26 protein-coding genes and 1 pseudogene are annotated in these 24,320 nt (G+C 58.2%); 8 read left to right on the forward strand and 19 right to left on the reverse strand.

The features are described from left to right. Nucleotides 1-2: 2 nt before the first annotated feature. On the reverse strand, nucleotides 3-236 hold the full coding sequence (locus DA792_RS20070; protein WP_107722357.1) for an acetyl-CoA carboxylase: 234 nt from the start codon (nucleotides 234-236) through the stop codon (nucleotides 3-5). A gap of 31 nt (nucleotides 237-267) precedes the next feature. Continuing rightward, nucleotides 268-1,047 carry a 5-oxoprolinase subunit PxpA gene (locus DA792_RS20075; protein WP_107722358.1) on the reverse strand — a complete coding sequence of 260 codons (780 nt, stop codon included), beginning with the start codon at nucleotides 1,045-1,047 and terminating at the stop codon, nucleotides 268-270. Nucleotides 1,048-1,341: 294 nt separating this feature from the next. Here DA792_RS20075 and DA792_RS20080 point away from each other — a divergent pair, with 294 nt between their 5' ends. Then, a complete protein-coding gene (locus tag DA792_RS20080; protein WP_107722359.1) occupies nucleotides 1,342-2,259 on the forward strand; it encodes a LysR family transcriptional regulator in 918 nt (305 codons plus the stop codon). Between the two features lie 35 nt (nucleotides 2,260-2,294). Here DA792_RS20080 and DA792_RS20085 read toward each other — a convergent pair. The 3 genes and pseudogenes from DA792_RS20085 to DA792_RS20095 all read right to left on the reverse strand — a co-directional run bounded on the left by DA792_RS20085 (nucleotide 2,295) and on the right by DA792_RS20095 (nucleotide 5,262). Beyond that, nucleotides 2,295-3,460: pseudogene (locus DA792_RS20085) on the reverse strand (M20 aminoacylase family protein). 3 nt (nucleotides 3,461-3,463) lie between these two features. Beyond that, nucleotides 3,464-3,949, reverse strand: a complete 486-nt coding sequence (locus tag DA792_RS20090) for an L-2-amino-thiazoline-4-carboxylic acid hydrolase (RefSeq protein WP_199908100.1) — start codon at nucleotides 3,947-3,949, stop codon at nucleotides 3,464-3,466. Further along, nucleotides 3,946-5,262, reverse strand: a complete 1,317-nt coding sequence (locus tag DA792_RS20095) for an NAD(P)/FAD-dependent oxidoreductase (RefSeq protein ID WP_107722360.1) — start codon at nucleotides 5,260-5,262, stop codon at nucleotides 3,946-3,948. The genes DA792_RS20090 and DA792_RS20095 overlap by 4 nt, the downstream gene beginning before the upstream one ends. A 117-nt stretch (nucleotides 5,263-5,379) precedes the next feature. Here DA792_RS20095 and DA792_RS20100 point away from each other — a divergent pair, with 117 nt between their 5' ends. Then, on the forward strand, nucleotides 5,380-5,853 hold the full coding sequence (locus DA792_RS20100) for an Lrp/AsnC family transcriptional regulator (protein ID WP_074643135.1): 474 nt from the start codon (nucleotides 5,380-5,382) through the stop codon (nucleotides 5,851-5,853). A 52-nt stretch (nucleotides 5,854-5,905) separates the two neighbouring features. On the opposite strand, the gene DA792_RS20105 is transcribed toward DA792_RS20100, so the two are convergent. From DA792_RS20105 to DA792_RS20165, 13 genes are all read right to left on the reverse strand, one after another. Beyond that, the gene (locus tag DA792_RS20105) at nucleotides 5,906-6,622 is read right to left on the reverse strand and encodes an ABC transporter ATP-binding protein (protein ID WP_107722361.1); all 717 of its coding nucleotides are present in this window, start codon (nucleotides 6,620-6,622) and stop codon (nucleotides 5,906-5,908) included. Next, the gene (locus DA792_RS20110; protein ID WP_107722362.1) at nucleotides 6,619-7,377 is read right to left on the reverse strand and encodes an ABC transporter ATP-binding protein; all 759 of its coding nucleotides are present in this window, start codon (nucleotides 7,375-7,377) and stop codon (nucleotides 6,619-6,621) included. Before DA792_RS20110 ends, DA792_RS20105 begins: the two co-directional genes overlap by 4 nt. Continuing rightward, nucleotides 7,374-8,372: a branched-chain amino acid ABC transporter permease gene (locus DA792_RS20115; RefSeq protein WP_107722363.1), complete on the reverse strand. Its 999-nt coding sequence runs from the start codon at nucleotides 8,370-8,372 to the stop codon at nucleotides 7,374-7,376. Before DA792_RS20115 ends, DA792_RS20110 begins: the two co-directional genes overlap by 4 nt. Next, the gene (locus tag DA792_RS20120; protein ID WP_107722364.1) at nucleotides 8,365-9,279 is read right to left on the reverse strand and encodes a branched-chain amino acid ABC transporter permease; all 915 of its coding nucleotides are present in this window, start codon (nucleotides 9,277-9,279) and stop codon (nucleotides 8,365-8,367) included. Before DA792_RS20120 ends, DA792_RS20115 begins: the two co-directional genes overlap by 8 nt. Nucleotides 9,280-9,346: 67 nt before the next feature. Beyond that, nucleotides 9,347-10,459 carry an ABC transporter substrate-binding protein gene (locus DA792_RS20125; protein WP_107722365.1) on the reverse strand — a complete coding sequence of 371 codons (1,113 nt, stop codon included), beginning with the start codon at nucleotides 10,457-10,459 and terminating at the stop codon, nucleotides 9,347-9,349. A gap of 85 nt (nucleotides 10,460-10,544) precedes the next feature. After that, the gene (locus tag DA792_RS20130; RefSeq protein WP_107722366.1) at nucleotides 10,545-11,045 is read right to left on the reverse strand and encodes an L-2-amino-thiazoline-4-carboxylic acid hydrolase; all 501 of its coding nucleotides are present in this window, start codon (nucleotides 11,043-11,045) and stop codon (nucleotides 10,545-10,547) included. Between the two features lie 54 nt (nucleotides 11,046-11,099). Continuing rightward, nucleotides 11,100-11,549 carry a hypothetical protein gene (locus DA792_RS20135; protein WP_159075340.1) on the reverse strand — a complete coding sequence of 150 codons (450 nt, stop codon included), beginning with the start codon at nucleotides 11,547-11,549 and terminating at the stop codon, nucleotides 11,100-11,102. Continuing rightward, a complete protein-coding gene (locus DA792_RS20140; RefSeq protein WP_107722368.1) occupies nucleotides 11,483-12,790 on the reverse strand; it encodes an aminotransferase class V-fold PLP-dependent enzyme in 1,308 nt (435 codons plus the stop codon). The genes DA792_RS20135 and DA792_RS20140 overlap by 67 nt, the downstream gene beginning before the upstream one ends. 338 nt (nucleotides 12,791-13,128) lie before the next feature. Continuing rightward, a complete protein-coding gene (locus tag DA792_RS20145) occupies nucleotides 13,129-14,124 on the reverse strand; it encodes an endonuclease/exonuclease/phosphatase family protein (protein WP_107722369.1) in 996 nt (331 codons plus the stop codon). Continuing rightward, the gene (locus tag DA792_RS20150) at nucleotides 14,121-15,221 is read right to left on the reverse strand and encodes an ABC transporter ATP-binding protein (protein ID WP_107722370.1); all 1,101 of its coding nucleotides are present in this window, start codon (nucleotides 15,219-15,221) and stop codon (nucleotides 14,121-14,123) included. Before DA792_RS20150 ends, DA792_RS20145 begins: the two co-directional genes overlap by 4 nt. Nucleotides 15,222-15,232: 11 nt before the next feature. After that, nucleotides 15,233-16,144 (reverse strand): ABC transporter permease subunit, encoded by a 912-nt coding sequence (locus tag DA792_RS20155; protein WP_439099372.1) that lies wholly within the window; start codon nucleotides 16,142-16,144, stop codon nucleotides 15,233-15,235. Between the two features lie 9 nt (nucleotides 16,145-16,153). Then, nucleotides 16,154-17,035: an ABC transporter permease subunit gene (locus DA792_RS20160; protein ID WP_107722371.1), complete on the reverse strand. Its 882-nt coding sequence runs from the start codon at nucleotides 17,033-17,035 to the stop codon at nucleotides 16,154-16,156. Between the two features lie 73 nt (nucleotides 17,036-17,108). Continuing rightward, the gene (locus DA792_RS20165; RefSeq protein ID WP_107722372.1) at nucleotides 17,109-18,425 is read right to left on the reverse strand and encodes an extracellular solute-binding protein; all 1,317 of its coding nucleotides are present in this window, start codon (nucleotides 18,423-18,425) and stop codon (nucleotides 17,109-17,111) included. 208 nt (nucleotides 18,426-18,633) lie between these two features. Here DA792_RS20165 and DA792_RS20170 point away from each other — a divergent pair, with 208 nt between their 5' ends. The 3 genes from DA792_RS20170 (at nucleotide 18,634) to DA792_RS20180 (ending at nucleotide 21,163) form a co-directional block, all read left to right on the forward strand. Beyond that, on the forward strand, nucleotides 18,634-19,686 hold the full coding sequence (locus DA792_RS20170) for a LacI family DNA-binding transcriptional regulator (RefSeq protein ID WP_107722373.1): 1,053 nt from the start codon (nucleotides 18,634-18,636) through the stop codon (nucleotides 19,684-19,686). 345 nt (nucleotides 19,687-20,031) lie between these two features. Beyond that, entirely contained in the window at nucleotides 20,032-20,853 is an 822-nt protein-coding gene (locus DA792_RS20175) for an isopenicillin N synthase family dioxygenase (RefSeq protein ID WP_254679728.1), read from the forward strand. A gap of 52 nt (nucleotides 20,854-20,905) precedes the next feature. Then, nucleotides 20,906-21,163 (forward strand): sulfurtransferase TusA family protein, encoded by a 258-nt coding sequence (locus DA792_RS20180; protein WP_107722374.1) that lies wholly within the window; start codon nucleotides 20,906-20,908, stop codon nucleotides 21,161-21,163. Here DA792_RS20180 and mobA read toward each other — a convergent pair. Then, on the reverse strand, nucleotides 21,160-21,768 hold the full coding sequence (mobA, locus tag DA792_RS20185; protein WP_107722375.1) for a molybdenum cofactor guanylyltransferase MobA: 609 nt from the start codon (nucleotides 21,766-21,768) through the stop codon (nucleotides 21,160-21,162). The genes DA792_RS20180 and mobA overlap by 4 nt on opposite strands. A 108-nt stretch (nucleotides 21,769-21,876) precedes the next feature. Here mobA and DA792_RS20190 point away from each other — a divergent pair, with 108 nt between their 5' ends. The 3 genes from DA792_RS20190 (at nucleotide 21,877) to DA792_RS20200 (ending at nucleotide 24,243) form a co-directional block, all read left to right on the forward strand. Further along, entirely contained in the window at nucleotides 21,877-22,383 is a 507-nt protein-coding gene (locus DA792_RS20190) for a DUF2478 domain-containing protein (RefSeq protein ID WP_107722376.1), read from the forward strand. Between the two features lie 103 nt (nucleotides 22,384-22,486). Beyond that, nucleotides 22,487-23,071, forward strand: coding sequence for an ANTAR domain-containing response regulator (locus DA792_RS20195; RefSeq protein WP_107722803.1), 585 nt, complete (start codon nucleotides 22,487-22,489; stop codon nucleotides 23,069-23,071). Further along, entirely contained in the window at nucleotides 23,068-24,243 is a 1,176-nt protein-coding gene (locus tag DA792_RS20200; RefSeq protein WP_107722377.1) for a CmpA/NrtA family ABC transporter substrate-binding protein, read from the forward strand. Before DA792_RS20195 ends, DA792_RS20200 begins: the two co-directional genes overlap by 4 nt. The last annotated feature ends 77 nt before the right edge of the window (nucleotides 24,244-24,320 follow it).

Here is a 24,320-nt window from a genome sequence, read left to right on the forward strand (position 1 = left end):
GATCACTCAAGCTCCGCAAGCACAGCACCGGCGGTCACCGGGGCGGCGTCCTCGATCATGTATTTGACAAAAGTACCCTCAACTTCGGAGGTTACAGCGATAAAGGTTTTCATCACTTCGACCAGACCGATGGTGTCGCCAATGGCCACCGCATCGCCGGGGGATTTGAACACCGGCTCCTCGGGGGAGGGCTTGTGATAAAATGTGCCGGGGAGGGGGGATTGAATGTTGCTCATGGTCGTTTCCTGTTGGTTTAGCTCTGTTGGCTTAGGCGGTTTCAAGCACGGCGGAGGCCGGTGCAATATGGATGCCGTTTTCGGTCAGAGTGGCGCGGATCGCGCGTCCGATGTCCAGAGCGCCCGGCGTGTCGGAGTGAAAACAAATCGACTCGAACGCGATGTCGATGTCTTTGCCCTCAACCGTGCTCACTTTGCCCTCAAGACAGGCGCGCAGACATTTTTGCGCAATCGCGTCCGGGTCGGGTCGGCCGACGCGGCGGGTGAAAACAATCGCGCCATCAGTGCCATAGTCGCGGTCGGCATAGAATTCACGCACCACCGGATGACCCAACCGTTTGGCGACCTCATAGGTTTTGGACACGCCCATGCAATAGATCAAAAGATCGCCGCTGATCGCGCCAAGGCTTTCGATCATGTGCAGCGACAGCTCTTCGTTGCGGGCGGCCTCCATGTACAGCGCACCATGGGGTTTGACGTGCTGAAGGCGGATGCCGTGACGGCGGCCAAATTCGCGCACCGCGCCGACCTGATAGATGATGTCGTTGACCAATTCTTCGTGGGTGGTCTGGATGAAACGGCGGCCAAAGCCCTGAAGGTCGCGATAGCCGGGATGCGCGCCAAGCCCGACGCCGTAGACCTGGGCCAATTTGATCACCCGATCCATGGAGTTGGGATCACCGGCGTGAAACCCTGCGGCGATGTTGGCCGAAGAGATCAGCGCCATCAGATCTTCGTCAGGCGCTTCGCCCAAGACCCAATGGCCAAAGCCCTCACCCATGTCGCAATTTAAATCGATGATCTTCTGCATGACTGGTCCTTGTTCTCTGTGGAACCAGCATTTTCCAGATTGTGCCTGTTTGTAAAATTCAGAATTCAACTACTGTATTATCGAATTTTCCAAATATGAAATTTCAATCCAGATCAGATTTTACGCAAATTTGGGCAAAAATGGGCAATTTCAAAACGACTCAGACGCCAATCATTCTCTTTTTTAGATAATACTAAATTTGAAAATTGAATTTCCGAATTTACGGCACATCCTCTACACTGACATCAAAGCACCGCGCCAAGGTGTTCGGAAAATCCGAAGAGGTCGGTCCTGATGAATCTGCGCCAATTGAAATATTTCCTCGCCACCGCCGAATTGGGTCAGGTCAGCCGTGCCGCCAGCGAGTTGTCGATTTCACAATCCTCGATCACCACGGCGATTCGCGAGTTGGAACAGGAAATGGACACCATTCTGTTTGTGCGCACGGCACATGGGATGGAGCCGACCGGGTCGGGGCGTGAACTTGTTGGGGCGGCGCGTGACGTGTTGGAAAAGGTCGATATCGCCCGCAACATCGGCCAAGGGCGCTCCGAGATCGAAGGCACCATCAACATTGCCGCGACCTATACGGTGATCGGGTATTTCCTGCCGTTTCATCTGGACCGTCTGACCCACCGGTTTCCGAAACTCGACATTCGCATCAGTGAGCTGAACCGGGAGAGCATCGAAGAGGGGTTGATGACCAATCGCTTTGACATGGCGGTTTTGCTGACCTCGAACACCGCCAATCCTGAACTTGAGACCGAAACCCTGCTGCGCTCGCATCGCCGTCTTTGGGTGCCGCAAAACCATCCGTTGCACCAACAGGGCCGCGCCACATTCGAAGACATCGCGAAAGAGGATTACATCATGTTGACCGTCGATGAGGCGGCCAACACCTCGATGAAATATTGGGGGCCGACCGGGCTGACACCCAACATCAAACTGCGCACCTCATCGACCGAGGCGGTGCGTTCTATGGTGGCCAACGGTCAGGGCATCACCATTCTTTCGGATATGGTCTATCGGCCATGGTCTTTGGAGGGACGTCGGATCGGCACGGTCGCCACCGACCGCGAAATCCCGTCGATGGATGTGGGTTTGGCGTGGCGTCGCACGCAGGACATGAGCGAGCCTGTGCGGGTATTTTACGACTATTTTATGGATGCGTTCCTGTCACCGCAAATGTCGCAACTCGCCGGGCGTAGTTAAGCGCGGCGACCCGTCAGAGCCGCCGCACGTTGCGGTTAGGCGGACAGACGTTGCCGCACCAAAGTGACCCAATAAGAGCTGCCCCAGCCAATCACATCGTCGTTAAAATTATAGGCCGGGTGATGCAGGTTGGCCGAGGGTCCGTTGCCGATATTGATCATACAGCCCGGCACTTTGTTGAGCATAAAGGCGAAATCTTCGCCCCCCAATGTGGGCGTCATATCAAGTGACACATTCTCCGCACCAGCCACCGCGCGGGCGGCTTCGGCGGCAAACTCGGTCTCTTGCGCATGATTCACCAAGACCGGATAGCTGCGTTTATAGTCCAGTGTGCCGACACAGCCATGCCCGGCGGCGATATTGGACACGATCTCGTGCATGCGCTGTTCGACATGATCACGCAGCGTCTCATTCATCGTGCGCACCGTGCCTTTGATGGTGATCTCTTGCGGAATGACGTTATGCGCATGGCCCCCTCAATCGCACAGAGCGACACGACATGGGCGTCAAACGGATCGACCGAGCGCGCGCTCATGCCGTGAACCGCCTGAATGATCCCGGCGAGTGCGGGAAACGGATCAATGCCGGTGTGCGGCTCGGCGGCGTGCCCGCCTTTGCCGGTGATGGTGATGGTCAGGATGTCCACGGCGGCCATATTTGGCCCCGGAGCGGTGGTGAATTTTCCCACATCCAACCCCGGCATATTGTGCATGCCGTAGACCTCATCGCAGGGCCAGCGGTCAAACAACCCGTCCTCGATCATCGCCTGCGCGCCCGCGCCGCCCTCTTCGGCGGGTTGGAAAATCACGATCACCGTGCCATCAAATGCCCGTGTCTCGGCCAAATGTTTCGCCGCGCCCAGCAACATGGTTGAATGGCCATCATGACCGCAGGCGTGCATTTTCCCCGGCACTTTCGAGGCATAGGCCAGCCCGGTGTCCTCCAAAATCGGCAGCGCATCCATATCGGCGCGCAGACCGATCATCCGCCCGGAGATGTTGGTTTTGCCGTGGATCACACCGACCACGCCGGTCTGACCCAGACCCTCGACCACCTCATCCACGCCGGCCGCACGCAGGGCCTCGGCAACCTTTGCGGCGGTGCGATGAACCTCATACAAAAGCTCGGGGTTCTCATGCAGATCATGGCGAAATGCGATCAAATCCTCAATCTCACGCGCCACCCAATTTTCAATCGCCATGTTTTATCCTTTCGTCATTTTATATCGAAAATCACAATGGCTCGCGCCTTTCATGATCGTCTGTGTCCGTGTCAATTCGATCTCTGGATTGTAGCCGACGCAAAAATCGCCATCGCGATTGCAGGACAACAGATGCCCGATGTCGCCCACGCCCATCTCCTGATACATTTCCGCATAGCGACAGCGCGTGACGTTAAAGGCCATCTGGTCCGGCTCGGTCACCAGGACATCCATCTCAAGCGCGTCTTCTTTGGTCCAGTTTGGCAAAATATCGGCAAAATCCGACAGGTTCGGCGCATGGCCCAGATCTTCGGCCAAGGCTTTGCCCTGTTCAATCGCCGAACGCGAACAGGTTTCGCCAATCACGGCTTCCGCTTCGGCGCGGCCCGCGCGTTCGGTGATCACGTCGAGCACATGTTTGAGGATCATCGCCTCAATGCGGCGGCGGTCGAGGATGGGGAGGTCTTTCATAGCGTCACCTTTGCTCATAGTTTTGGCTCCTGACGGTCTTTGCGTTGCAACCATGTCAGATAAAGCGGCGCAACCCGGCGACCAATGGCATGAAACGGCAGAGGATGCGGTTCGGTGACGGGCAGGGCCAGCCCGCGCTCATCCTCGCCATCCACAGCGCGGGCAATTTCGCGCCCCAATGCATTGCCAAGCGCCACACCGCGCCCGTTGCACCCAATCCACGTCCACCCATTCGGACCCAGTTTGTGCACCCGTGGAAAGCGGTCCCAATTCATCGACAGATAACCGGACCAGACATGGGTCATTTTCGGCGGCGAAAGTTGCGGGAAACTGTCGGCCAGATTGGCCGCAACCTTTTGCGCGATCCGGGCCTGAACGTCGCCGCCGCCAAGGATTGCCCCGCCGGTGATCAACCGATTTCGGGCATCATAGCGGAAAAATCGCAAATCGCCACGCGTGTCAGACACCGCCTGACGCCCCGGCAAAAGCGTGGCGCGCAAATTGTCGGAGAGCGGTTCGGTGGACATTTGCCACGAATGCACCGGGACGATGGAGCGGGCCAATCGCCGCGCAAGGCCCGGGGTCAATGCGCCGGTGTAAGCATTGGTGGCAAGGATCAGAGCGCGGGCTTTGACCGTGCTTTTGACTGTGCCTTGGGTGGTTTTGACGACCCACTCCGACCCGGTATGAGCGTAGCTCTCCACGCGGGTTTGTTCAAAAATTTTACCACCATGGCGCTCAACCGCTCCGGCCAATCCGCGCGCCAAAGCCAACGGGTTGATATGCCCGCCCGAAGGCGCCAGCATCCCGCCATACCAATGATCCGTGCCCATCAATGCGCTGGTGGCAGCGTGGTCAAGGTATTCGACCTCAAGCCCAAACCGCGTCCAAGCCTCCACCCGTTTTTGGCTCAGCTTGGTGCGTCCGGGGGAGTGCGCCGGTTGGAACCAGCCGGTTTGCTCGGCCTCGGCGCTGATGCTTTCCGCGCGGATTTTGTCAAACAACATCCCCGCCGATGCGCCGATGAGTTCGGCAAATTTGCGCCCGGTCTCGCCAAAGCGTGCCACCCACATATCGGGTTCGGCGGCGGTCAGCGTCGGGATCACCTGGCCGTTGTTGCGCCCAGATGCGCCCCAGCCCACAGCCTGACCTTCGAGCACCACAACATCGCGCCCGGCCTTGGCCAGGTGCAGCGCGGCAGACAAGCCGGAAAAGCCGCCGCCGATCACGACCGTGTCGGTTTCGATTGGTCCCGTCAGGGGCGCATTGGGCGGACGTTTGGGGGCGGTGTCGGCCCAAAGCGAGGGCGGGAAGGAAACGGGGCTTTGCATTTCGGGTCTTTCGGTGGTGTGATGGGTAAATTCTACAGAATGGACGTTTTGGCGAATAGATTTCTATGGTTTACGGAAACATGGGTCTGTACTCAGAGGCAAAAGCAGCGAGGCGACATGAGCGACACAAGTTTTGATGAGATTGATCAACGCATTCTCGACATTTTGCAGGTGGACAGCGATCTGCCGATTGCTGAGGTGGCAGATCGGGTGGGGCTGAGCCCGACGCCGATTTGGCGGCGCATCAAACGCATGGAAGCGGCGGGGTTGATCCGGGGTCGCGTCGCTTTGGTTGATCAAAAACTGGCCAATGTGCCGATGACGATTTTCATCGGCGTGACCGCTCCGCGTCATGCGATGGAATGGTTCACGCAATTTCGCGCGCTGATCGAAGACATCCCGGAAGTGGTCGAGGCCTATCGTCTGACCGGGGCGACGGATTACATTATGAAGGTCGTGGTGCCCGATATTGCCACCTATGACGTGGTCTATCAGCGGATGATCGAAGAGGTGGAATTTTCGACGGTGAACTCGTCGATCTCGATGGAGGAGTTGAAATTCACCACCGCCGTTCCGACCAAATACCTGTGATCTGGACGGTTGGGGCAGGGGCAAAGGATGCCCCTGCCGATATGTCGGATGTTTAAGCGGTCTCATGGACGTGGCCGCCCAAATAGGCCTCCGCCACACGCGGATCATTGGCCAAAGCCGAGGCGTCGCCTTCGATCACGATCTTGCCGTGTTCGATCACCGAGGCCGTGTCCGAAATCCGCAACGCGGCTTTGACGTTTTGCTCGACCAACAGCACGGCATAGCCCTCAGCGCGGATTTTTGACACCAGCTCGCAGATGAACCCCACCAAACGCGGAGCGAGGCCCAGCGAGGGTTCGTCCAAGAGCAACACTTTGGGTTTGCGCATCAATGCCCGGCCGATGCAGAGCATTTGCTGTTCGCCACCCGACATCGACCCGGCCTGTTGTTTCAGCCGCTCTTCGAGACGCGGGAACAGGGCCAGGACATGGTCCAACTCCTGCCGCCCCAGTGGTCCAGCCCCGATCACGAGGTTTTCCAACACGGTCATGTTGGAAAAAATCTGACGGCCTTCCGGGGCCTGCATGATGCCGCGATCCACAATTTCATGGCTTTTGAGCTTGGAAATGTCTTCACCGTCCAAAAGGATTTCCCCGCCCGTGGCATGATAAATCCCGGAGATACAGCGCATCAGGGAGGTTTTGCCCACCCCGTTTGCGCCCAGCACAGACACGATGCCTTGCTCCGGCACATTGACCGAAATGTCGTGCAAAATGTCCTGAATGCCGATTTTGAGCGACAGGTTTTTGATCTCAAGAATGGTGCTCATTCCTCATCTCCCCCAAGGTAGGCCTCTAACACGCCGGGGTCTTGGCGGACCACGGCAGGCACGTCATCGGCGATTTTCTGACCTGAGGCGAGCACCACAAGCCGTTCGCAAATGCCCATGACCAGCCCCATGTCGTGTTCGACCAACATGATGGTCAGCCCCTCTTTGTTCAGCCCGGTGATGAATTGTGCCAGTTCCGTGGTCTCGGAATCGTTCATGCCTGCGGCCGGTTCGTCCAAGATCAACAGGTCCGGTTTCATCGCCAAGGCGCGCGCGATCTCGAGGTATTTGCGCTTGCCGTAGCTGAGGTTGGCGGCGAGGTCGTCGGCGTGATCGGCCAGGCCCACCCGTTCCAACATCTCATAGCTGCGCTCAGAGATCTCTTTTGCCCGCGCTTTGCCACCAAAGAGCGAAGAGAACGGCCCAACGCCAATCATCCCAAGCGCGCCGACGGAGATGTTGTCGAACACGGTCATGTTGGGAAACACGCGCAGGTTTTGAAAGGTCCGCGACATGCCTTTGTGGGCGATTTTATGCGCCGACAATCCGGTGATGACCTCGCCTTTGAACCGCACCTCGCCTGAGGAGGGCGGCGTAAAGCCGGAGATCAGGTTGAACAGCGTGGTTTTCCCCGCGCCATTCGGTCCGATCAGGCCAAACAATTCGCCTTGGTTGACCTGTGTGGTGACATCATCGACTGCTTTGAGACCGCCAAAGGCGCGGGTCAAATGATCCAGTTCAAGAATGGGGGTCATTTCCAACCGATGCCTTTCTCGCCTTTTTTGGCGGCCCAGCCTTGGCCAAGGACACGGCGGGCAAAGTTGAGGGCGGAGACTTCGCCAAACAGACCTTTGGGCAAAAACAGGATGGCGGAGAACATCAGCACACCGACGATGATGTTGCGAATATCCCCGACCGAGCGTAGCGCTTCAGGCAGAAGGATCAACAATAACGCGCCGATCAAAACCCCCGGAAGACTGCCCAAACCGCCAACGACAACCATGGTCAAGATCAGGATGGATTGCGAAAAGTGGAAGTCATTGGGCGAGATATAACCCGTGGTGTAGGCCCAGAGCGCACCCGCGATGCCAGCAAAAAAGGCAGAGATCACAAAGGCTTGGATTTTCATCACGGTGACATTGATGCCCATGGCCGAGGCGCATTGATCGTCTTCGCGCAAGGAACGCAACGCATTGCCGTAATAGGAATGGCTGAGACGATTGAGCACAAGGATAGAGATCGCAACCACCCCCGCGACGACATAGTAAATGCCCAGATCACTGTCGATCTCGAGACCAAACAGGTTGATGCCAGAGAACAACATCACACCATTCGGCCCGTTGGTCAGACCCACCCAGTTGAGGAACACCAGATAAAGCATCTGACCAATGCCCAGTGTGGCGACGGCGAAATAGATCGACATCAGGCGCATCGTGGGCAGGGCGACCAAAAACGCGATGGCGGCCGCAGAAAGGCCCGCAAGCGGCAGGCCAAGGGTGAAGCCAATGCCATGATTGGCCCCCAAAATCGCTGCCACATAGGCGCCCACACCGTACAGTGCGGCGTGACCCAAGTGCAGCAATCCAGCCACCCCGGTGACGAGGTGAAGCGAGGCCGCGAGCAACATGAAAATCGCGGCGATGGTGGCGATCTGATAGTAGTAGCCTTTGTCAAAACCGACGAGCAGCGCCGGGATCAGGGCAAAGGCCAAAACGAGCAGGCCGAGTTTGATGAGGAGCGATTTAGACACGTTCCCTCCTTGCGCCAAAAAGGCCTTGCGGGAAAAAGATCAGGGTCAGAAGCAGGAAGGCATAGGCCACCATGTCAGACCAAACGGAGGGCATGAAGCTTGTCGAAAGGCTCTCGGACAAGCCCAAAATGATCGCAGAGATCACCGCACCCGGCACGGAGGACAACCCGCCCATGACCATGGCGACAAAGGCCTTGATCCCTGGCGTAAAGCCCATTGAGGGGAAGATTGCGCCGTAATACAGGCCCACCAAAATGCCCGCGAGCGCACCCATGGCGGAGCCGATGACAAAGGTGATGATGATGGTGCGGTCGGTGTTGATGCCGCAATATTTTGCCCCCAGCGCGTTGTTGGATACGGCGCGGATCGACAGGCCGATGGGGCTTTTCTTCAGCAACCATTGCAAGCCGCCGAGCATCAACAAGGTGACGCCCAGGATGATCAGGTCGCCGTTGACGATGGTGATCGGGCCGATGTGGATCGGTTTGTTGATCAGATAGGCCAGATCAACGGTTTGGAATTGCGAGCCAAAGATCATCTCCATCGCTTCGCGGGCGATGATCGACATGGCGAGCGAAGACATCAGCGTGGCCTCCCGCATGGCGCGTGATTTCAACGAGGCCTCATCCGAGAAACGGCGGAACGGGCGAAACGCCAAACGTTCAAGGCCAAACCCGGCCAAAGCACCGGCGGCGAGCGCGATAAAGAGCACCACCAAAAGCGGCGGCCCAAAGGCCGAAATTGCCATAAGCCCGGCGAAAGCGCCAATGGTGTAGACTTCGCCATGGGCGAAGTTGACCACATTCAAAACGCCAAAGATCAGCGTAAATCCAATGGCCATGAGCGCGTAGATCATGCCCAAGGACAGACCGATGGCCAATTGTTGCAGGATATAAGGATCGAGCACGTCGTCCCCCTTTTTGGTATGGTCCCCGCCCGGTCAGCCCGTAGGCCGCGCGGACGGGGAGAAGGGATTATTCGACTTCGACAAACACGCCGTCCACCACAGAAGCCTTGGTCAGCTCCTTCAGCGGTTCGCCGTTTTCATCGAATGAGGTGTTGCCAGTGACGCCCGGGAAATCACTTGTTTCGGCCACAGCGTCACGCAGGCTGTCGCGGGTGAGGTCCGGGTAGGCTTTGACCACGGCGGCCAACATGATGTTCACCGCGTCATAGGCCTGTGCCGGGAACTGACCCGGGGCGTGATCATGGGTTTTGTCCCATTCGGTGACGAAGTCCTGAACATTCGCATCCATTCGCGTCGGCAAGAAGGTCGCAGTCAACAATAGCCCTTCGGCAGCGTCGCCAGCCAATTCGATCAGCTGGTCATTGTAGGCCGCCGAGGTCGAATAGACCGGGATTTCGGCGTCAAGCTGTGCCATTTGTTTGAGGAACTGCGCGCCATCTTCATAGAAGAACCCGGTGTAGACCGCATCAGGCGCTTGATCTTCGAGCTTGGTGATGATGGAGCGGAAATCGGCCAGACCGCGGTTGAAGAATTCGGTGTAAACCACTTCGCCACCGGCGGCTTCAAACGGCTCGACAAAGCCTTTGACCACGGATTGACCCCAATCGGTCTGCTCGGCGATCACCGCGACTTTTTTGATGCCTTTGTCCATCATCCACTGGGCGTTCACGGCGCCTTCTTGGTCTTGGGTGGTGATGTTGCGGAACTGCCATTTGGAGATTTTGGCAAAATCCGGGTGCGACGCGGTTTGCGACAATTGCACCATTCCGGCCTTTTTATAGACCTGAGCGGCGGCCATGGAGACGGTCGAGGTGAAATCGCCCAAAACGCCGACGATCTCGTCATCATCGACAAATTTGCGCGCGATGGTCACGCCTTCTTTGGCATCCGAGCGCGAGTCTTCGTAGATGATTTCGACCGGAACAGGCAATGCGCCCGAGGCGTTGAATTTGGTCAATGCGATCTCTGCCGCATCTTTGAAATCCTGGCCGTATTGGGCGGTGTTGCCGGTGAGTGGCAGTTGGTAGCCAAGTTTAACACTGTCTTGGGCAAAGGCTGCGACCGGGGTCAACGCGGTGGCAGCAGCAAGCAAAAGAGCCGTTCTGCGGGTGAGTTTCATGGTGAGTTCCTCTGTTGGTCGAAGGTGGTGTTTGAGTGTGGTAGAGCCCGGTTGATCCGGGTCTGAGGGGGTAAACTGAGTTGGCTTACTCTGCCGCGACAGGGCCGGGTTCTACGATCAGGCGGCAACAGCCGGTTTTGCCCGGCTTCCAGGTTTCGCCCTTAAATGTGAACCCTGCCGCGCCAAACATGCCTGCGTCAATCGCGCCCGCCGCACGGCAGAGCATTTCAAGCTCTTCGCCCTCGCGCCCGGCGGCTTCCCAGTTGTCCTTGAGGGGGCAGCGGTGAAACTGAATCTCCATGCCTTCCGCATCGCATTTGCGCAGCTCAGGCGCAAACAGGTGGTCGCGGCAGGGGATGCCAGCCAGAAACTGCTCGGTCAGCGCTTCGATATTGGCCGGACCATGCGATTTGAGCTTTTGCCCCATTTCGGCGCCAAGGCGGTAGGTGGCTTCGCCCATCAATTCGATGGTCTTTTCAGCCCCGTACGCGTCGCGCAGCACATCAAACATATGCATGTAGAATTTCGCGCGCATCGCGTAAGCGCCGGACAGTTGTTCCAGGGTGATTTCGGGGGCGTCGGTCATGTCGGTCTCCTGTTGTAAATTTATATCGGCGCGCCACACGGGCGTCTTTGGCGGTCAAACGGGCGGGTGAGGCATCACATCCTGTGGCATCCAAAACCCGCGCAGAGCTTCGCAATTCGGCTCAAAGAGGGGGCTGTGTTTCAATGCGGGACGCGCCCGCACAGCGGCAAGCTCGTCGGCAACCGTGAGAAACATATCCCGATGCGCAAAGGTTTTCTGTTTGGCTTGGCGTTCGATCCTCCAGAACTCTTTGAGTGTGGCAGGGGCGTCGGGTGCGCCGTTTTTGTGCCGCCACAGCCCGTGCGCCACATCCACATCATAGTCCGAAAGGAAGCGCAATCCATTGTTACATATAAACAAAATCGAAGATATGATGTAGTCAACCGTCTTGGCGTCAAAGAAGTAGTTGAACCCCAGTCGCACCCAGCCGGGCCGCATCAGGCTTTTGCCTTGCGAAATCGCGGCCTCATAGGCGGTGGCGGTCTCTTGCGGGATATGCAGCAATTCGTGACCATAAGGGCCAGCACAAGAGCAGCCCCCCGTGCCTGAATGCCAAACAGATCGTTGAGCAGAGCGACAACATAACCGTAGTGCAACATACGCCCTTCGCAGGAGATATTGAAGGACAACACCCCAAGCCGATCCGCATCCAACGGCCCAAGAAGGCTCAGACCGGGAGCGGCGGAGAGGCGGACAAACGCTTCGCTCATCATCGCGCGTTCACGCCGTTCGATCTCTGCCGACCCCACCGCTTCTTTCAACGCCATGACAGCGCCTGCGCGGATGTCGCCGACAATGCCGGGCGTGCCCGCCTCTTCGCGCCGTTCGATGTCGCGCACATAGGTGTGGTGATCCGAGGTGACATAGCTCACCGTGCCACCGCCGGTGACACCGGGTCGATCGGAGGTGAACAGCGCCTTCTCTGCCACCAACACGCCGGACGCGCCGGGGCCGCCGATGAATTTATGTGAGGAATAGAAAATCGCGTCGATCCGCGCATCCGGGTCCGTGGCGTCAAGGGTCAAAGACATCTCGACATAGGGGGCCGCAGCGGCGAAATCACAAACGAAACGCGCGCCATGTTGGTGGAGCAAGGTCGCGATGGCTTTGAGATCGGAGCGCACGCCGGTGACATTGGAGGCGGCGGAAAAGGCGCCGATTTTGAGCGTGTCTTCTGGGTGGGCTTTCAGGCGTTCGGCCAGATGGATGAGGTCAATTTGGCCCAAAGCATCAAGGCGGATCCGCTCCATCACTGCGCCGGTTTCGCGCCACGGCAGATCGTTTGAGTGGTGCTCATAGGGGCCGACAAAGACCACCGGAGCCTCGCCCGCGCGGACCTTGGCCTCAAGATCCATCCCGCGTACCAACCGATCCACCGCCGCAGTCGCGCCATTGCCGGTGAAAATCACCACGTGATCCTGGGTCGCGCCAAGCGCCTCGGCGATGATGCCGCGGGCCTCTTCGCGCAGGGCCGTGGTTTCGCGCCCGGTGTAGGAGGTCTCGGTGTGGGTGTTGCCGTAAACCGGCAGAGCGATGTCTGAGATGGCTGTTTCAATCATCTCAAGCGACCGCCCGGAGGCGATGAAATCGGCATAGACCAAGGGGCGCGGACCATAGGGGCCGGGGATGGATTGACCTTCGCCGATGACACTGTCGCGGATTTGAATGATCAAATCCTCTTTGGCATCGCGGTCAAAGGCGACCTGTGTCGCCGGATGTGTCGGAGTTGCCGCAGGGTGGGCCATCGTCAAAAGTTCCTCGCATGATCTTCACGGTTCACTGGGGCCGACGCTGATGCGGGGCGTAGCAGTGATTTGAGGAAAAAGTGACACCTGTTGCGCCTGTTGAGCAATAGATTTCTAGTAATTGATATAAAATAGCAAAATGAATCTATTAATTTGCGTTTTGTAAGTGTGGCGCAGCGGTGGATTTGCAAAAATAGCGATTTCGGAGAAAAATCTTCGACAGTTTCATCCTGCTGAATGGAACGCGGCAGCTCTGGTGCCTGTTTTTACGGCATAATTAAGACGGAAAGACGCGTGCCGCCCCGCCTTAATTGTTCTTAAATCGCATAAAAACCAGGCTAAATGGCGATACGGCACCAGGCACAGTCATGATCCGCCAGAGGCCGACCCGTGGCGTCGAGAGAACTCAGAATCCCCTTGTCCTGCGCCATCAGGTCTCGACCCGCCAACCAATCGAGCTTCATCACCCGCTCGGGGTGCGGCGTGATCAGGGAGGGGCGGGTGGTCATGCCCTCGGCGGTGAAGTCCCAGTTATAGCCATGATCGCGCCCCAGCGCGAACAGCGTCTCTTTGCGCCAATCAAACTCAGGCGGCATGTGATTGCCGGTGTTGAGATCGCCGCCGATGAGCACAGGTATATTGGGCGCAAAGCCATCCACCGCGTTGAGCAAAATCTCAAATTGTGCGTGCCGGTGCGCAGGGCCCGCGTTGCTTTCCAAATGGGTCGAGACCACGCAAATCGGCCCCCGCTCGGTCGGGACAATCGCGGCCAGTGCCATCCGCCCGCCAAGGCGCGGCTGATCCGGGTCGGCCCCACTGTCGGTGCTGAACCAATGGCCGTGATCATCGAGCCGGATCAACGTCACCGCCTCAAACGGCACAGAGGACAGGATCGCATTGCCATGCCAACCGAGTGCGTTGAAATCATCGGTGCAATAGGCCCGCTCGGTCGCGCCGCCCAAATCCAATTCGTGAAACTCGACACCAAAAGCGTAGGCCATGCCAAGCGCTTCGGCCATTTCCGCCGTGGTGTGGCGCTGCCCGGTGCGGGCCATGCCGTGATCGACCTCGGAGAGCAGGACGACATCGGGGGCGAGCACCCCCAGATGCGCGGCAGTGTCGGCGGGGAACAGGCAACGTTCGACATTCCATGCCGCAACCGTGATCTTGGCGGGCAGGGTGGTACGGTCCGTTTGACCGCCCAATTGCACCGCGTTCATCGCCATGACATCGGCCATCAGCGCGCGGTGCGCCTCGGCCGTGCGCGGCGCGGCCAAAAGCGCATCGCGTTGCTCAGATGTGACGGGCGGGAGGCGATCCAGAAGAGAGATCACGCCTCACTCTCCACCGTTTTATTGGATCGTGCCTGAGATGCCCCTTTGTGAGGAACATCCATCCGCTTGCCTGTGTCCGGGTGAAACAGGCACAGATGCGAGGGATCGCAAGACAGACGCAGCGGGCCGGATTTGGCGGCGATCTCTTTGGCCAGATGCACGGTCAGCTGTTGCCCGTCGACGCGCCCATGTAGCAAGCGATGCGCGCCCAATTCTTCGACCAGATCGACCTCCATCGCAATCGGACCTTTGGCGTCGATGAACAAATCCTCAGGCCGCAGGCCAAGCGTGACCGGGCCGCGATGATCCACCGCCATCGGCACGTCAAGCCCGGCAAAAGACAGGATGCCCTCTGACAATTCGCCCGCCACGAGGTTCATCGGCGGTGCGCCCATGAAAGAGGCGACAAAGGTCGAGGCCGGGTTATGATAAATCTCGGACGGCGTGCCGATCTGTTCGATCATGCCGTTGTTCAACACGATGATGCGGTCGGCCATGGTCATGGCTTCGACTTGATCATGGGTGACATAGACGGAGGTGACGCCAAGGCGACGTTGCAGGGCCTTGATTTCGATCCGCATCTGATTGCGCAGCTTCGCGTCAAGATTGGACAGCGGTTCGTCAAACAGGAACAGCGCCGGATCGCGCACGATGGCGCGGCCCATGGCGACACGTTGACGTTGCCCCCCCGACAGTTGGCTGGGTTTGCGATCAAGGTAGTCATTGAGGTTGAGCATCGCGGCGGCTTCGGCCACTTTTGCGTCAATCACGTCTTTCGGCGTTTTGCGGTTTTTCAGGCCATAGGCGATGTTTTTGCGCACGCTCATATGCGGGTAAAGCGCATAGTTTTGAAACACCATGGCGATGTCGCGGTCGGCCGGATCGACGTCGTTGACGATGCGCTCCCCGATAGAAAGCGTCCCTTCGGTGATGTCCTCAAGCCCGGCGATCATCCGCAACAATGTGGATTTGCCACAGCCCGACGGGCCAACGAGGACAACGAATTCGCCATCTTCAATATGGAAGGAGGAAGGGGTCACGGCCTCTGCGCCGTTTGGGTAGATTTTGCGGACAGAGTCCAAGCTAACCTGAGCCATTGTTGTAGTCCTTATTTATCGGATTCCGTGAGGCCCTTGACGAACCAGCTCTGGAAGAAAATGACGACGAGCACGGGCGGTAAAATGGCGATCAGTGCCAACATATTGGCCCGGCCATATTCGGGGATGTTATTGCCTTCGAGCGTCTGCACGATCTGTTTGATGCCGCGCACGAGGGTGTACATGTTCTCATCCGTGGTGATCATGGTGGGCCACAGATATTGGTTCCAGCCGTAGACAAACATGATGATGAACATCGCCGCGATCATGGTTTGCGACAGCGGCACAAGGATGTCGATGAAGAATTTGATCGGTCCCGCGCCATCAATTCGCGCCGCTTCGATCAACTCTTCGGGCACGGAGCGAAAGAACTGGCGAAAGAAAAACGTGGCCGTGGCGGAGGCAATCAGCGGGATGATCAGGCCTTGGTAGGTGTTCATCATGCCGAGCTGTTGCACGATCTCGTAGGACGGCAGGATGCGGACCTCCAAGGGCAACAAAAGCGTGGTGAAGATCAACCAAAACGCCAGCGTGGCAAAGCGCAGGCGGAAATAGACGATCGCATAGGCGGCCATCATGCCGATCACGATCTTGCCCAAGGCAAAGCCAAGACCGAGGATCATCGAGTTTTTCAGCATGTTCATCCCGGTGTTTTGACCGGAAAAGCCAGAGGCCTCGAACATCGCTTTGCGAAAGTTGTCATCAAGCTCGGTGCCGATGGTGAACGTGGGCCCAAGTTTCATCGTCTCAAGGTCCGGCGTCGTCACCGTTTGCAACATGATCAACAGCGGTGCGAGCATCAAGAGCGAGCCAAAGATCAAGATCGCGTGGTCAACCACGGTCTCAAGTTTGAACCAAGTGCGCTTGCGCGTCTGCGCAATGGCGTGGGCCGGATGAGGGGAAGGGGCGGAAATGTCAGTCATGTCAGGTCCTCAAGTGTAATGAATGCGCCGCTCAATCAGACGGAACTGAAAGACGGTGAGGGCAAGGACGAGGATCATCAGGATCACGGATTGCGCCGAGGAGCCGCCAAGATCATTGCCACGGAAACCATCGACAAAAACTTTGTACACCAGCGTCATCGGGTTGTTGCCCGGCTCCCCTTTGTTGAGCGTGTCGATCACGCCGAACGTGTCGAACAGCGAATAGGTGATGTTGGTGATCAGTAGGAAAAATCCGGTGGGCGCGAGCAGAGGAAAGGTGATGTCCCAAAATCGACGCGTGCCAGAGCGGTTGTCCAAAAGCGCGGCCTCGCGCACGGAGCGTGGGATGGATTGCAGGCCGGAGAGGAAAAAGATGAAATTGACCGGGACTTGTTTCCACACAGAGACCACGACCATGGCAAAGGCGGTGTCGAAATAGGTGACGCCAAGTGTGAAGTCCCAGCCAAAGAATTTGAACAAATCTGAGAGCGGCCCCCAGGTTTGGTTGAACATCAAAAGTCCGATGAACCCGGCCACAGGCGGGGCGACCGCATAGACCCACATCAACAACGTGCGATAGGTCTTGGCGCCGCGCAGAACCTTGTCGGCCTTGACCGCAAACAACAGCGCCAAAGCGAGCGAGAAAAACGTCACCAACACCGTGAAGAGGACAGTGAATTTTGCCACTTTGAGGTATTCGACGGAACTGGCGAGGTGGGTGTAATTCTCAAGCCCCACAAAGGTCTGACCAAAGCCAAACGGGTCTTGCAGGTAGAACGAAGAGGTCACGGCGTGCAACGCCGGCCAATAGAAAAAGATCGCGATGATCAACAATTGCGGCAAAAGCAACAGGATCGGCAACCATTTGGTGGAGAAACCAGCGCGTTTCATGGGGGAGGGCCTCTATGAGAAAGCCTGACGGCCGCAGCGGGTGCGGCCGTCAGTGTGGTGCCAAAGGATCGGCTTAGCCTTGGGTTTTTGCGAAACGGGCCAGAAGTTCGTTGCCTTCTTTTTCGATCGTCGCCAGAGCGTCATCGACCGTGGTCTCACCCGACAAGATGCGGCTGAATTCGCGGTTCTCAACGTCACGGATCTGAACGTAGAAGCCCATGCGGTAGCCTTTGGTGTTTTCACCGGAGGTCAGCATCAATTGTTTGATGCCAGTTTCAGCAGCCGGGAAACGGTCATAATGGCCGTCTTCTTTCGCCATTTCATACGCGGCGTTGGTGATCGGCACATAGCCGGTTTCACGGTGCCACATGTATTGAACTTCAGGCGAGGTCAGATACCGGAAGAACTCAGCCGTGGCTTTGTTTTCCTCTGCCGATTTGCCGGACATGGCAAAAAGCGATGCGCCGCCGATGAAGGTCTGGTAACCCTCTTCGGTGATGGAGGACCAGAACGGCAGGTTGGTGGCGGAGAAGTCAAACGGCAGGTCTTTTTTCATCAGACCACCGAAGGAGCCAGAAGAGCCGATCCAAAGGCCAACTTTGCCCTGTTCGAACTGCGCTTGGTTGTCGTTCCAGCCGGTGCCGTAAAAGCCAAAATAGCCATCGTCGAGCCACTGCTTGACATGAGTCCAATGCATTTTGAATTCGTCGGTGTTGACGAGGATTTTCGTGCCTTCGGCGCCATCGTAACCGTTGTCATTCGTGGCAAACGGCAGGTTGTGACGGCTAAAGAAGTTCTCGGCAAATTCCCAAGGCAGGTGCGATTGCACGAGCGGCACATAACCCGCGGCTTTCAGCGCGGGGGCGGTGACAGTTTCGAACTCTTCATAGGTTACGGGGGCGTCAACGCCAGCCGCTTCGAGCGCTTGTTCGTTGAAATACATGATCGGCGAGGAGGAGTTGAACGGCATGCCGATCATTTTGCCGGCATTATCAGCGTAGAAGTAACGCACACCAGAGATGTAGTCTTCGATGTTGAAGTCCACACCATTGTCAGACAACAGGTCTTGAACCGGAACAGTCGCGCCTTTGGCTCCGATCACGGTGGCGGACCCGGCATCAAACACCTGAAGGATGTTCGGCTGTTCGCCTGCGCGGAACGCGGCGATGCCCGAGGTCAGGGTCTCTTCGTAAGAGCCTTTGAACACGGGGGTGATTTTGTACTCATCTTGCGAGGCGTTAAAGCCAGCCGCAATTTCATTGACGGTTTCGCCAAGATCGCCACCCATCGCGTGCCACCACGTGATGTCGGTTTCGGCAAAAGCGGCAGAGCCCAAAAGGGTGAACGCGGTTGCGGCCCCCAGGAATTTCGACGTTGTCTTGATGTTCATGTCACATCTCCGGTGTCTGTTTGAAACGCACCGCACCCTGTCGGGTGCCCGCGCAGAAAAGGTCCGTCCTCCCTCACGGGAGAAACGCGCAAGACACGTTCAGGCCCCTGATGTTCATCACGAATGCCCATCAGGGCCTGCACGTCCTGTGCACACGTGTTCAGATACCCGGCGGATGTAATGGGAATGTGAAAGATTTTTATCATTCTTGACAAAATATGACCCAAAGCCCGAGACAAAGCGCGTGGAACAGGACAAGCGCATATCACCCAAGCGTCACCGCCGTGTGACAGCCCAAGACGTGGCCGAGGCGGCGGGCGTGTCGCGTTCTGCGGTCTCGCGTGCTTTTACCGAAGGCGCGTATCTGGACGAGGCAAAACGTGAGCGCGTGCGCGACGCCGCTCTCAAACTGGGCTACCGGCCAAATGCCTTGGCGGCGGGGCTTCAGGGCGGGCGCTCGCATCTGGTTGCGATTTTCGTTGGCGACATGCGCAACGCCTATGACACCGAAGTGGTCACCCGCCTTGTCGGCGCGCTGAACGCGATTCAAAAATGGCCGATCCTGATTGATGGCGGTGGGCTTTTGTCGGTCAAAGAGGCGATGGGCGAGGTGCTGCGCTATCCGTTGGATGCGCTGATCCTGCGCTCCGGCTCAATGGACCCCGCCATCGCCAGAGAATGCGCCAAGCTGCACATTCCGGTGATCTCGTCGGGGCGCATTCTCACTCATCCGCAAATCGACAATGTGTGCTGTCGCAATGCCGACGGCAGCCATGCCGCCGCCCAGCTTTTGTTGGACCGTGGTCGTGCGCGGTTTGGCTATATCGCCGGGCCTGCGGGCTATAGCTCTTCAAGCGCGCGCCAAGATGGCATGATGCGCGCTTTGGCCACCGTCGGGTTGGCACCTGTCGCCATTGAGGTCGGGGATTTCACTGTCGAGAGCGGGTTTGCCGCGGCTGAGCACCTGTTTGCGCATGCCCGCCTCGATGCGTTGCTCTGTGCCAATGATGCCATTGCCATCGGTGCGCTGGGCGCGGCACGGGCGCGTGGGATCGACGTTCCGAATGATCTGTCCATCGTCGGATTTGATGATATTTCCATGGCGCGCTGGCCGGGGATCAATCTGACAACGGTGTGCAATCCGATCGACATTTACGCCGATAAAGTGGTCGACTTGCTCACCGCACGTCTGGCCGACCCCGAAAAGCCAAGCGACGTGGCCTATATCGACACGCATCTGGTCTTGCGCGGGACTCATTAGGTCGCAGCCTCTGTTGCGGCCCTCTGGCCCGGATCACATCCGCCCGAATTTTGACCCGCTGACCCCAAAAACGCCCTTGGATTGACCAAAAGCCCTCGACGGCTGATTTCCTCTATAGGTTGTGGTCTTCGCCCGGCTCACCGCAGCCTATCTTGATCTCAACCGAAGCGATCCGCCTGTAGATCGTCCTGGGGAGGAGGATGCAGGCCTTATTTTGAAAGAGAGAGATATGTTTTCAGTCTTGGATTTCCGGGCATTTTCGTCGGGGCAAGATGCGGGCGAGTTTACGGCAAAACTGGGGAGGCCTGCCGCGACAGTGGCCTTTTTTTCCTCACGCATCACGGTATCCCACGCGGGCTTTTGAAGGATGTGGGGGAGGTGGCCGATACGTTTTTTGACCTGCCAACGCGGGACAAAGCGCCCCTCGATATCCGCCATTCCAACACCAATCGCGGCTGGGCGGGATATGGTGTCGAAGTCATGGCGGATCGCCCGGACATGCCGCTGTACAAAGAGAGCTTTAGCATCGGCCTGGACCTTCAACCCAATGATCCGCGCGTGCTGGCACATGAGCCGTTTCGCGCCCCAAACGCGTGGCCCGCAATTGATATGTTTCGCGATGTGGTGCTGGATTATTATAAGGAAATGTTGGCGCTTGGTCGGCTTTTGATGCGCGCGGTCGAACGTGATCTTGATCTGCACGCCGATTTTTTCCAACCACATTTCACCGAGCCGATGGCCACGTTGCGGCTGTCACATTACCCGGCCAATCCGTGGGACATCGCCGCCGAAGACGCCGTAGGTGGTCCGGCGCAGCATGATTACGGCGCGCTGACAATGGTGCTGACCGATGGTTCCGCCGGGATTCAGGTTCAGGATAAGGCGGGCAAATGGGTCGATGTGCCGGACGTGCCGGACAGTTTGTTGGTGTTGGTCGGGGATTGCCTGATGCGGTGGTCCAATGATCAATATCGCTCCGCGCCGCATCGGATTTTACCGCCCGCCGCGCCGCGCCGTCTGGCGGCCTTTTATCTTGATCCAAACCCCGACAGTTTGATCACCCCGCTGCCCGGCACAGGTGCTCCGCATTACGCGCCCATTCGCGCGGCGGAGTATTTGCGGGCGCGGCTGGATGAGATTTACCTTTCGGCGGCCGTGGCGCAGTAGCGATGCATTGAGACGTCTGGACAGGGGCACGAACGATCAGTAAGCCTCTCTTATGACCCATGCCATCAGCCAAGCCTTTGATCAAGACCTCGATGCCATTGACCTGTTGTGCCCGTTGCCCGTGCTCAAAGCCCGCAAGCGGCTTTTGGCGATGGCACCGGGTGACGTGTTGCGGCTGCGCGCCTCTGATCCGGCGGCGGTGATCGACGTACCGCATTTTTGCGCCGAGGCGGGGCATGAATTTGTGTCGATGTCGGATGAGGATGGCGTGCAGAGCTATCTGATCCGTCGCGGCAAAACCCCGCTTTAAGACGCCAGCATCACTTCGGCACGGGCGAGGTCTTCGGGCGTATTGATGTTGAAAAACACGTCCTGCGCCTCAGAGTTTTCAAACACCACCGGCACCACGTCTTTGCTCTCGGCAAACTGCCTCATCCGTCGTTGATTGTGTCGCAACGCCTCCCGAAGATCGTGCCGCAATGCCACCGGCCAAAGCGCGAAGGTGGGATGCCAAAACCGCCGCTCCTCCGCCTCGGTCACGGCCATGCCAAAGCCTTCGGGCGATGAGCCCGCGTGCAGACGCGCCACAAGGTCGGGGGGGAAAAACGGTGTGTCGGTGGCCACGGTGACAATCGCCTCAAAGCCCGTGCGCGCGGCCCAGTCCAACCCGGCCAAAACCCCCGCCAGAGGCCCCTGCGAGTCCTCAGTGCCATCGGAGAACACAGGATAGCCAAAATCGGCAAAGCGGCTCAGATCGCCATTGGCGCTGATCGCGAGCGTGGTGCATTGCGGTTTCAGCCGCGCGATCACCCGATCAATCAAAGGCACCCCTGCGAGTTGCATTATGCCCTTGTCTTGCCCGCCCATTCGGGTCGCTTGCCCCCCGGCAAGGATCACCCCGGCGATCTGCGTCATTGTTGGTGCCACTGTGTGCTTTCCTCTCTGGCGTTCCGTCTGTATGTCCAGATACCATCCAATCAAGGCTCGCGGACTGCAAGGGCCAGACAGATCAAGGACCGGCCGATGTTGGGATATGTGATGATGGCGGGGCGCGGCGAGACCGATGCGGTGTTATGTGCCTTGGCCGAGCGGCTGATCTCCGACGGTCGCCACCTTGCGGGCGCGGTGCAACTCAACCGCGAACGTCCCGGCGCGCGCAAATGCCATATGGAATTGAAACTGCTGCCCTCGGGCGAGTGCCGGTCGATCACGCAGGCCTTGGGCGAGATGTCGCAAGGCTGCCGTTTGGACGCAGAGGGGCTTGAATTGGCCGTGGCTCAGGCTGAACGGGCCTTGGAGGCGGGGGCGGAGCTGGTTGTGATCAACAAATTCGGCAAACAGGAAGTGGCGGGCCGGGGCTTTCGCGCGCTGATCGCTGAGGCGCTGCATCGTGGCGTTCCGGTGATCCTTGGGGTCAATGAGAAAAACCTCCATGGCTTTGACGCCTTTGCCGGGGAGATCGCCGAACCGCTTGCGCCCGATCTTTCGGTGCTGTTGGAGTGGTGCCATGCAAAGCTGCATGTCGATTAAAAAATGGGCGCATAAGCTTAATTTTTGATATATTGTCAGGGGGCGTTGCCTGCGCCGCGCGGGAATCGTTTACTTTATGGGCAGATCGCCGCGATCTGAGGCCATGAGCGCCCCCCTATCCATCATCGTCGTCGAAACCGACCGTACCCGCGCGCAGCTGATCGTGGACAGCCTGCGTCAAGCGGGCGACTTCGACATTTTCGTCATCGCCGAAGTCACCGGGCTGGCGCGCCAAATTCAGGCACGCAACCCGGATATCGTGCTGATCGACATCGAAAACCCGTCTCGTGACACGATGGAAGAGCTGACCTTGGCCTCCGGTCCTCTGGATCGCCCGGTGGCGATGTTTGTGGATCGCTCGGATGAGGGCCTGTCTGGTGCCGCGATTGAAGCGGGGGTCTCGGCTTATATCGTTGACGGGTTGCACGCGAACCGGGTCAAACCGATCATGGACGCCGCCATCGCCCGCTTTCGCATGTTTCAGCGGATGCGCACGGAATTGGCCGAAACCAAAAAGGCCCTCGAAGAACGCAAAGTCATTGACCGCGCCAAGGGCATGTTGATGCGCGCGAAAGGCATCGGCGAAGACGAAGCCTATGCGCTTTTGCGCAAAACCGCGATGGACCAAGGCCGCCGGGTGGCCGATGTGGCGCAGGCTTTGGTGACGGCGGCGGGGCTTTTGGCATGAGGGCGGTGACAGTTTCGGTCGGGTTCATTCCGCTGGTCGATGCAGCGCCCTTGATTGTGGCGCAGGAAATGGGATTTGCCGCCGAAGAGGGCATCAACCTTGCCCTCAAACCCGCGCCCTCATGGGCCTCTCTGCGTGATATGTTGTCTTTTGGCCAAGTCGAGGCGGCGCATATGTTGTCGCCCATTCCAGTGGCCACAGCGCTGGGGCTGGGTGGGGCAGGGGCGAAACTGTCGGCTGTCTCTGTGCTGTCGGTGAATGGCAATGTCATTGGCGTCTCGAATACCTTGGCCGCGCGTCTGCGTGATCAGGGTCATGATTTCGGCTTCACCGACGCCTATAAGGCGGGCAGTGCTTTGATCAAGGCGGCCAAGGGGCGGTTGCGGATTGGTGTGCCGTTCCCGTTTTCGATGCATGCTGAACTCTTATATTACTGGCTTTCGGCGCTGGGCCTGCCTGCGCCGCAATCGGTCGACATCCGCACTGTGCCGCCGCCTTTGATGGCGGATGCGATGGAGGCGGGCGACATTGACGCCTTTTGTGTCGGTGAACCGTGGGGGTCGCAAGCGGTGGAAAATGGCGTCGGGCAGCTTTTGTTGCCGGGGTCGGCGATCTGGTCCTGTGCGCCGGAAAAGGTTTTGGCAGTGCGCTCGGATTGGGCCGAACAGGAAAGCGCTTTGATGGGCCGGTTGATCCGGGCCGTGTGGCGTGCAGGTCGGTGGTTGGGTGAGCCGGACAGCCGGATGTTGACCTCCGAACTTTTGAGCCGTCCCGAATATCTGGATCTGCCCTCTGAGATGTTGGAGCGCGCCTTGAGCGGTCGTTTGGTGATCGGACCTGCGGGCGAAGAGCGTTTTGTCGACGGGTTTGTCGAGTTTTTCAAAGGGGCTGCGACTTTCCCATGGCGGTCGCAGGCCGAATGGATCGGCATGCAGTTGGCCGCCCGGATGGGGTTGGATCAGGTGATGGCGCGCAACGTGGCCGCCGGGGTGTTCCGCTCCGACCTTCACCGTCAGGCGCTTGCGGGGACGACGGCGGATTTGCCGGGGGCCTCCTCAAAGGTCGAGGGTGGATTGGATGCGCCCATGGCCGTGGCCTCCGGCGCGGGTCACTTGATCCTTGGTCAAAATCGGTTCTTTGATGGGCGTGTTTTTGATCCAAAGGCCGATTGATGCGCAAATAATGGGCAAAATCGTGCGGTTGCAGCATTTTTTGGTCCGCACAACCGAACGCCTTTTGCATCTGCAGC

This window comes from Celeribacter baekdonensis (assembly GCF_003047105.1).
Classification (GTDB): domain Bacteria; phylum Pseudomonadota; class Alphaproteobacteria; order Rhodobacterales; family Rhodobacteraceae; genus Celeribacter; species Celeribacter baekdonensis_B.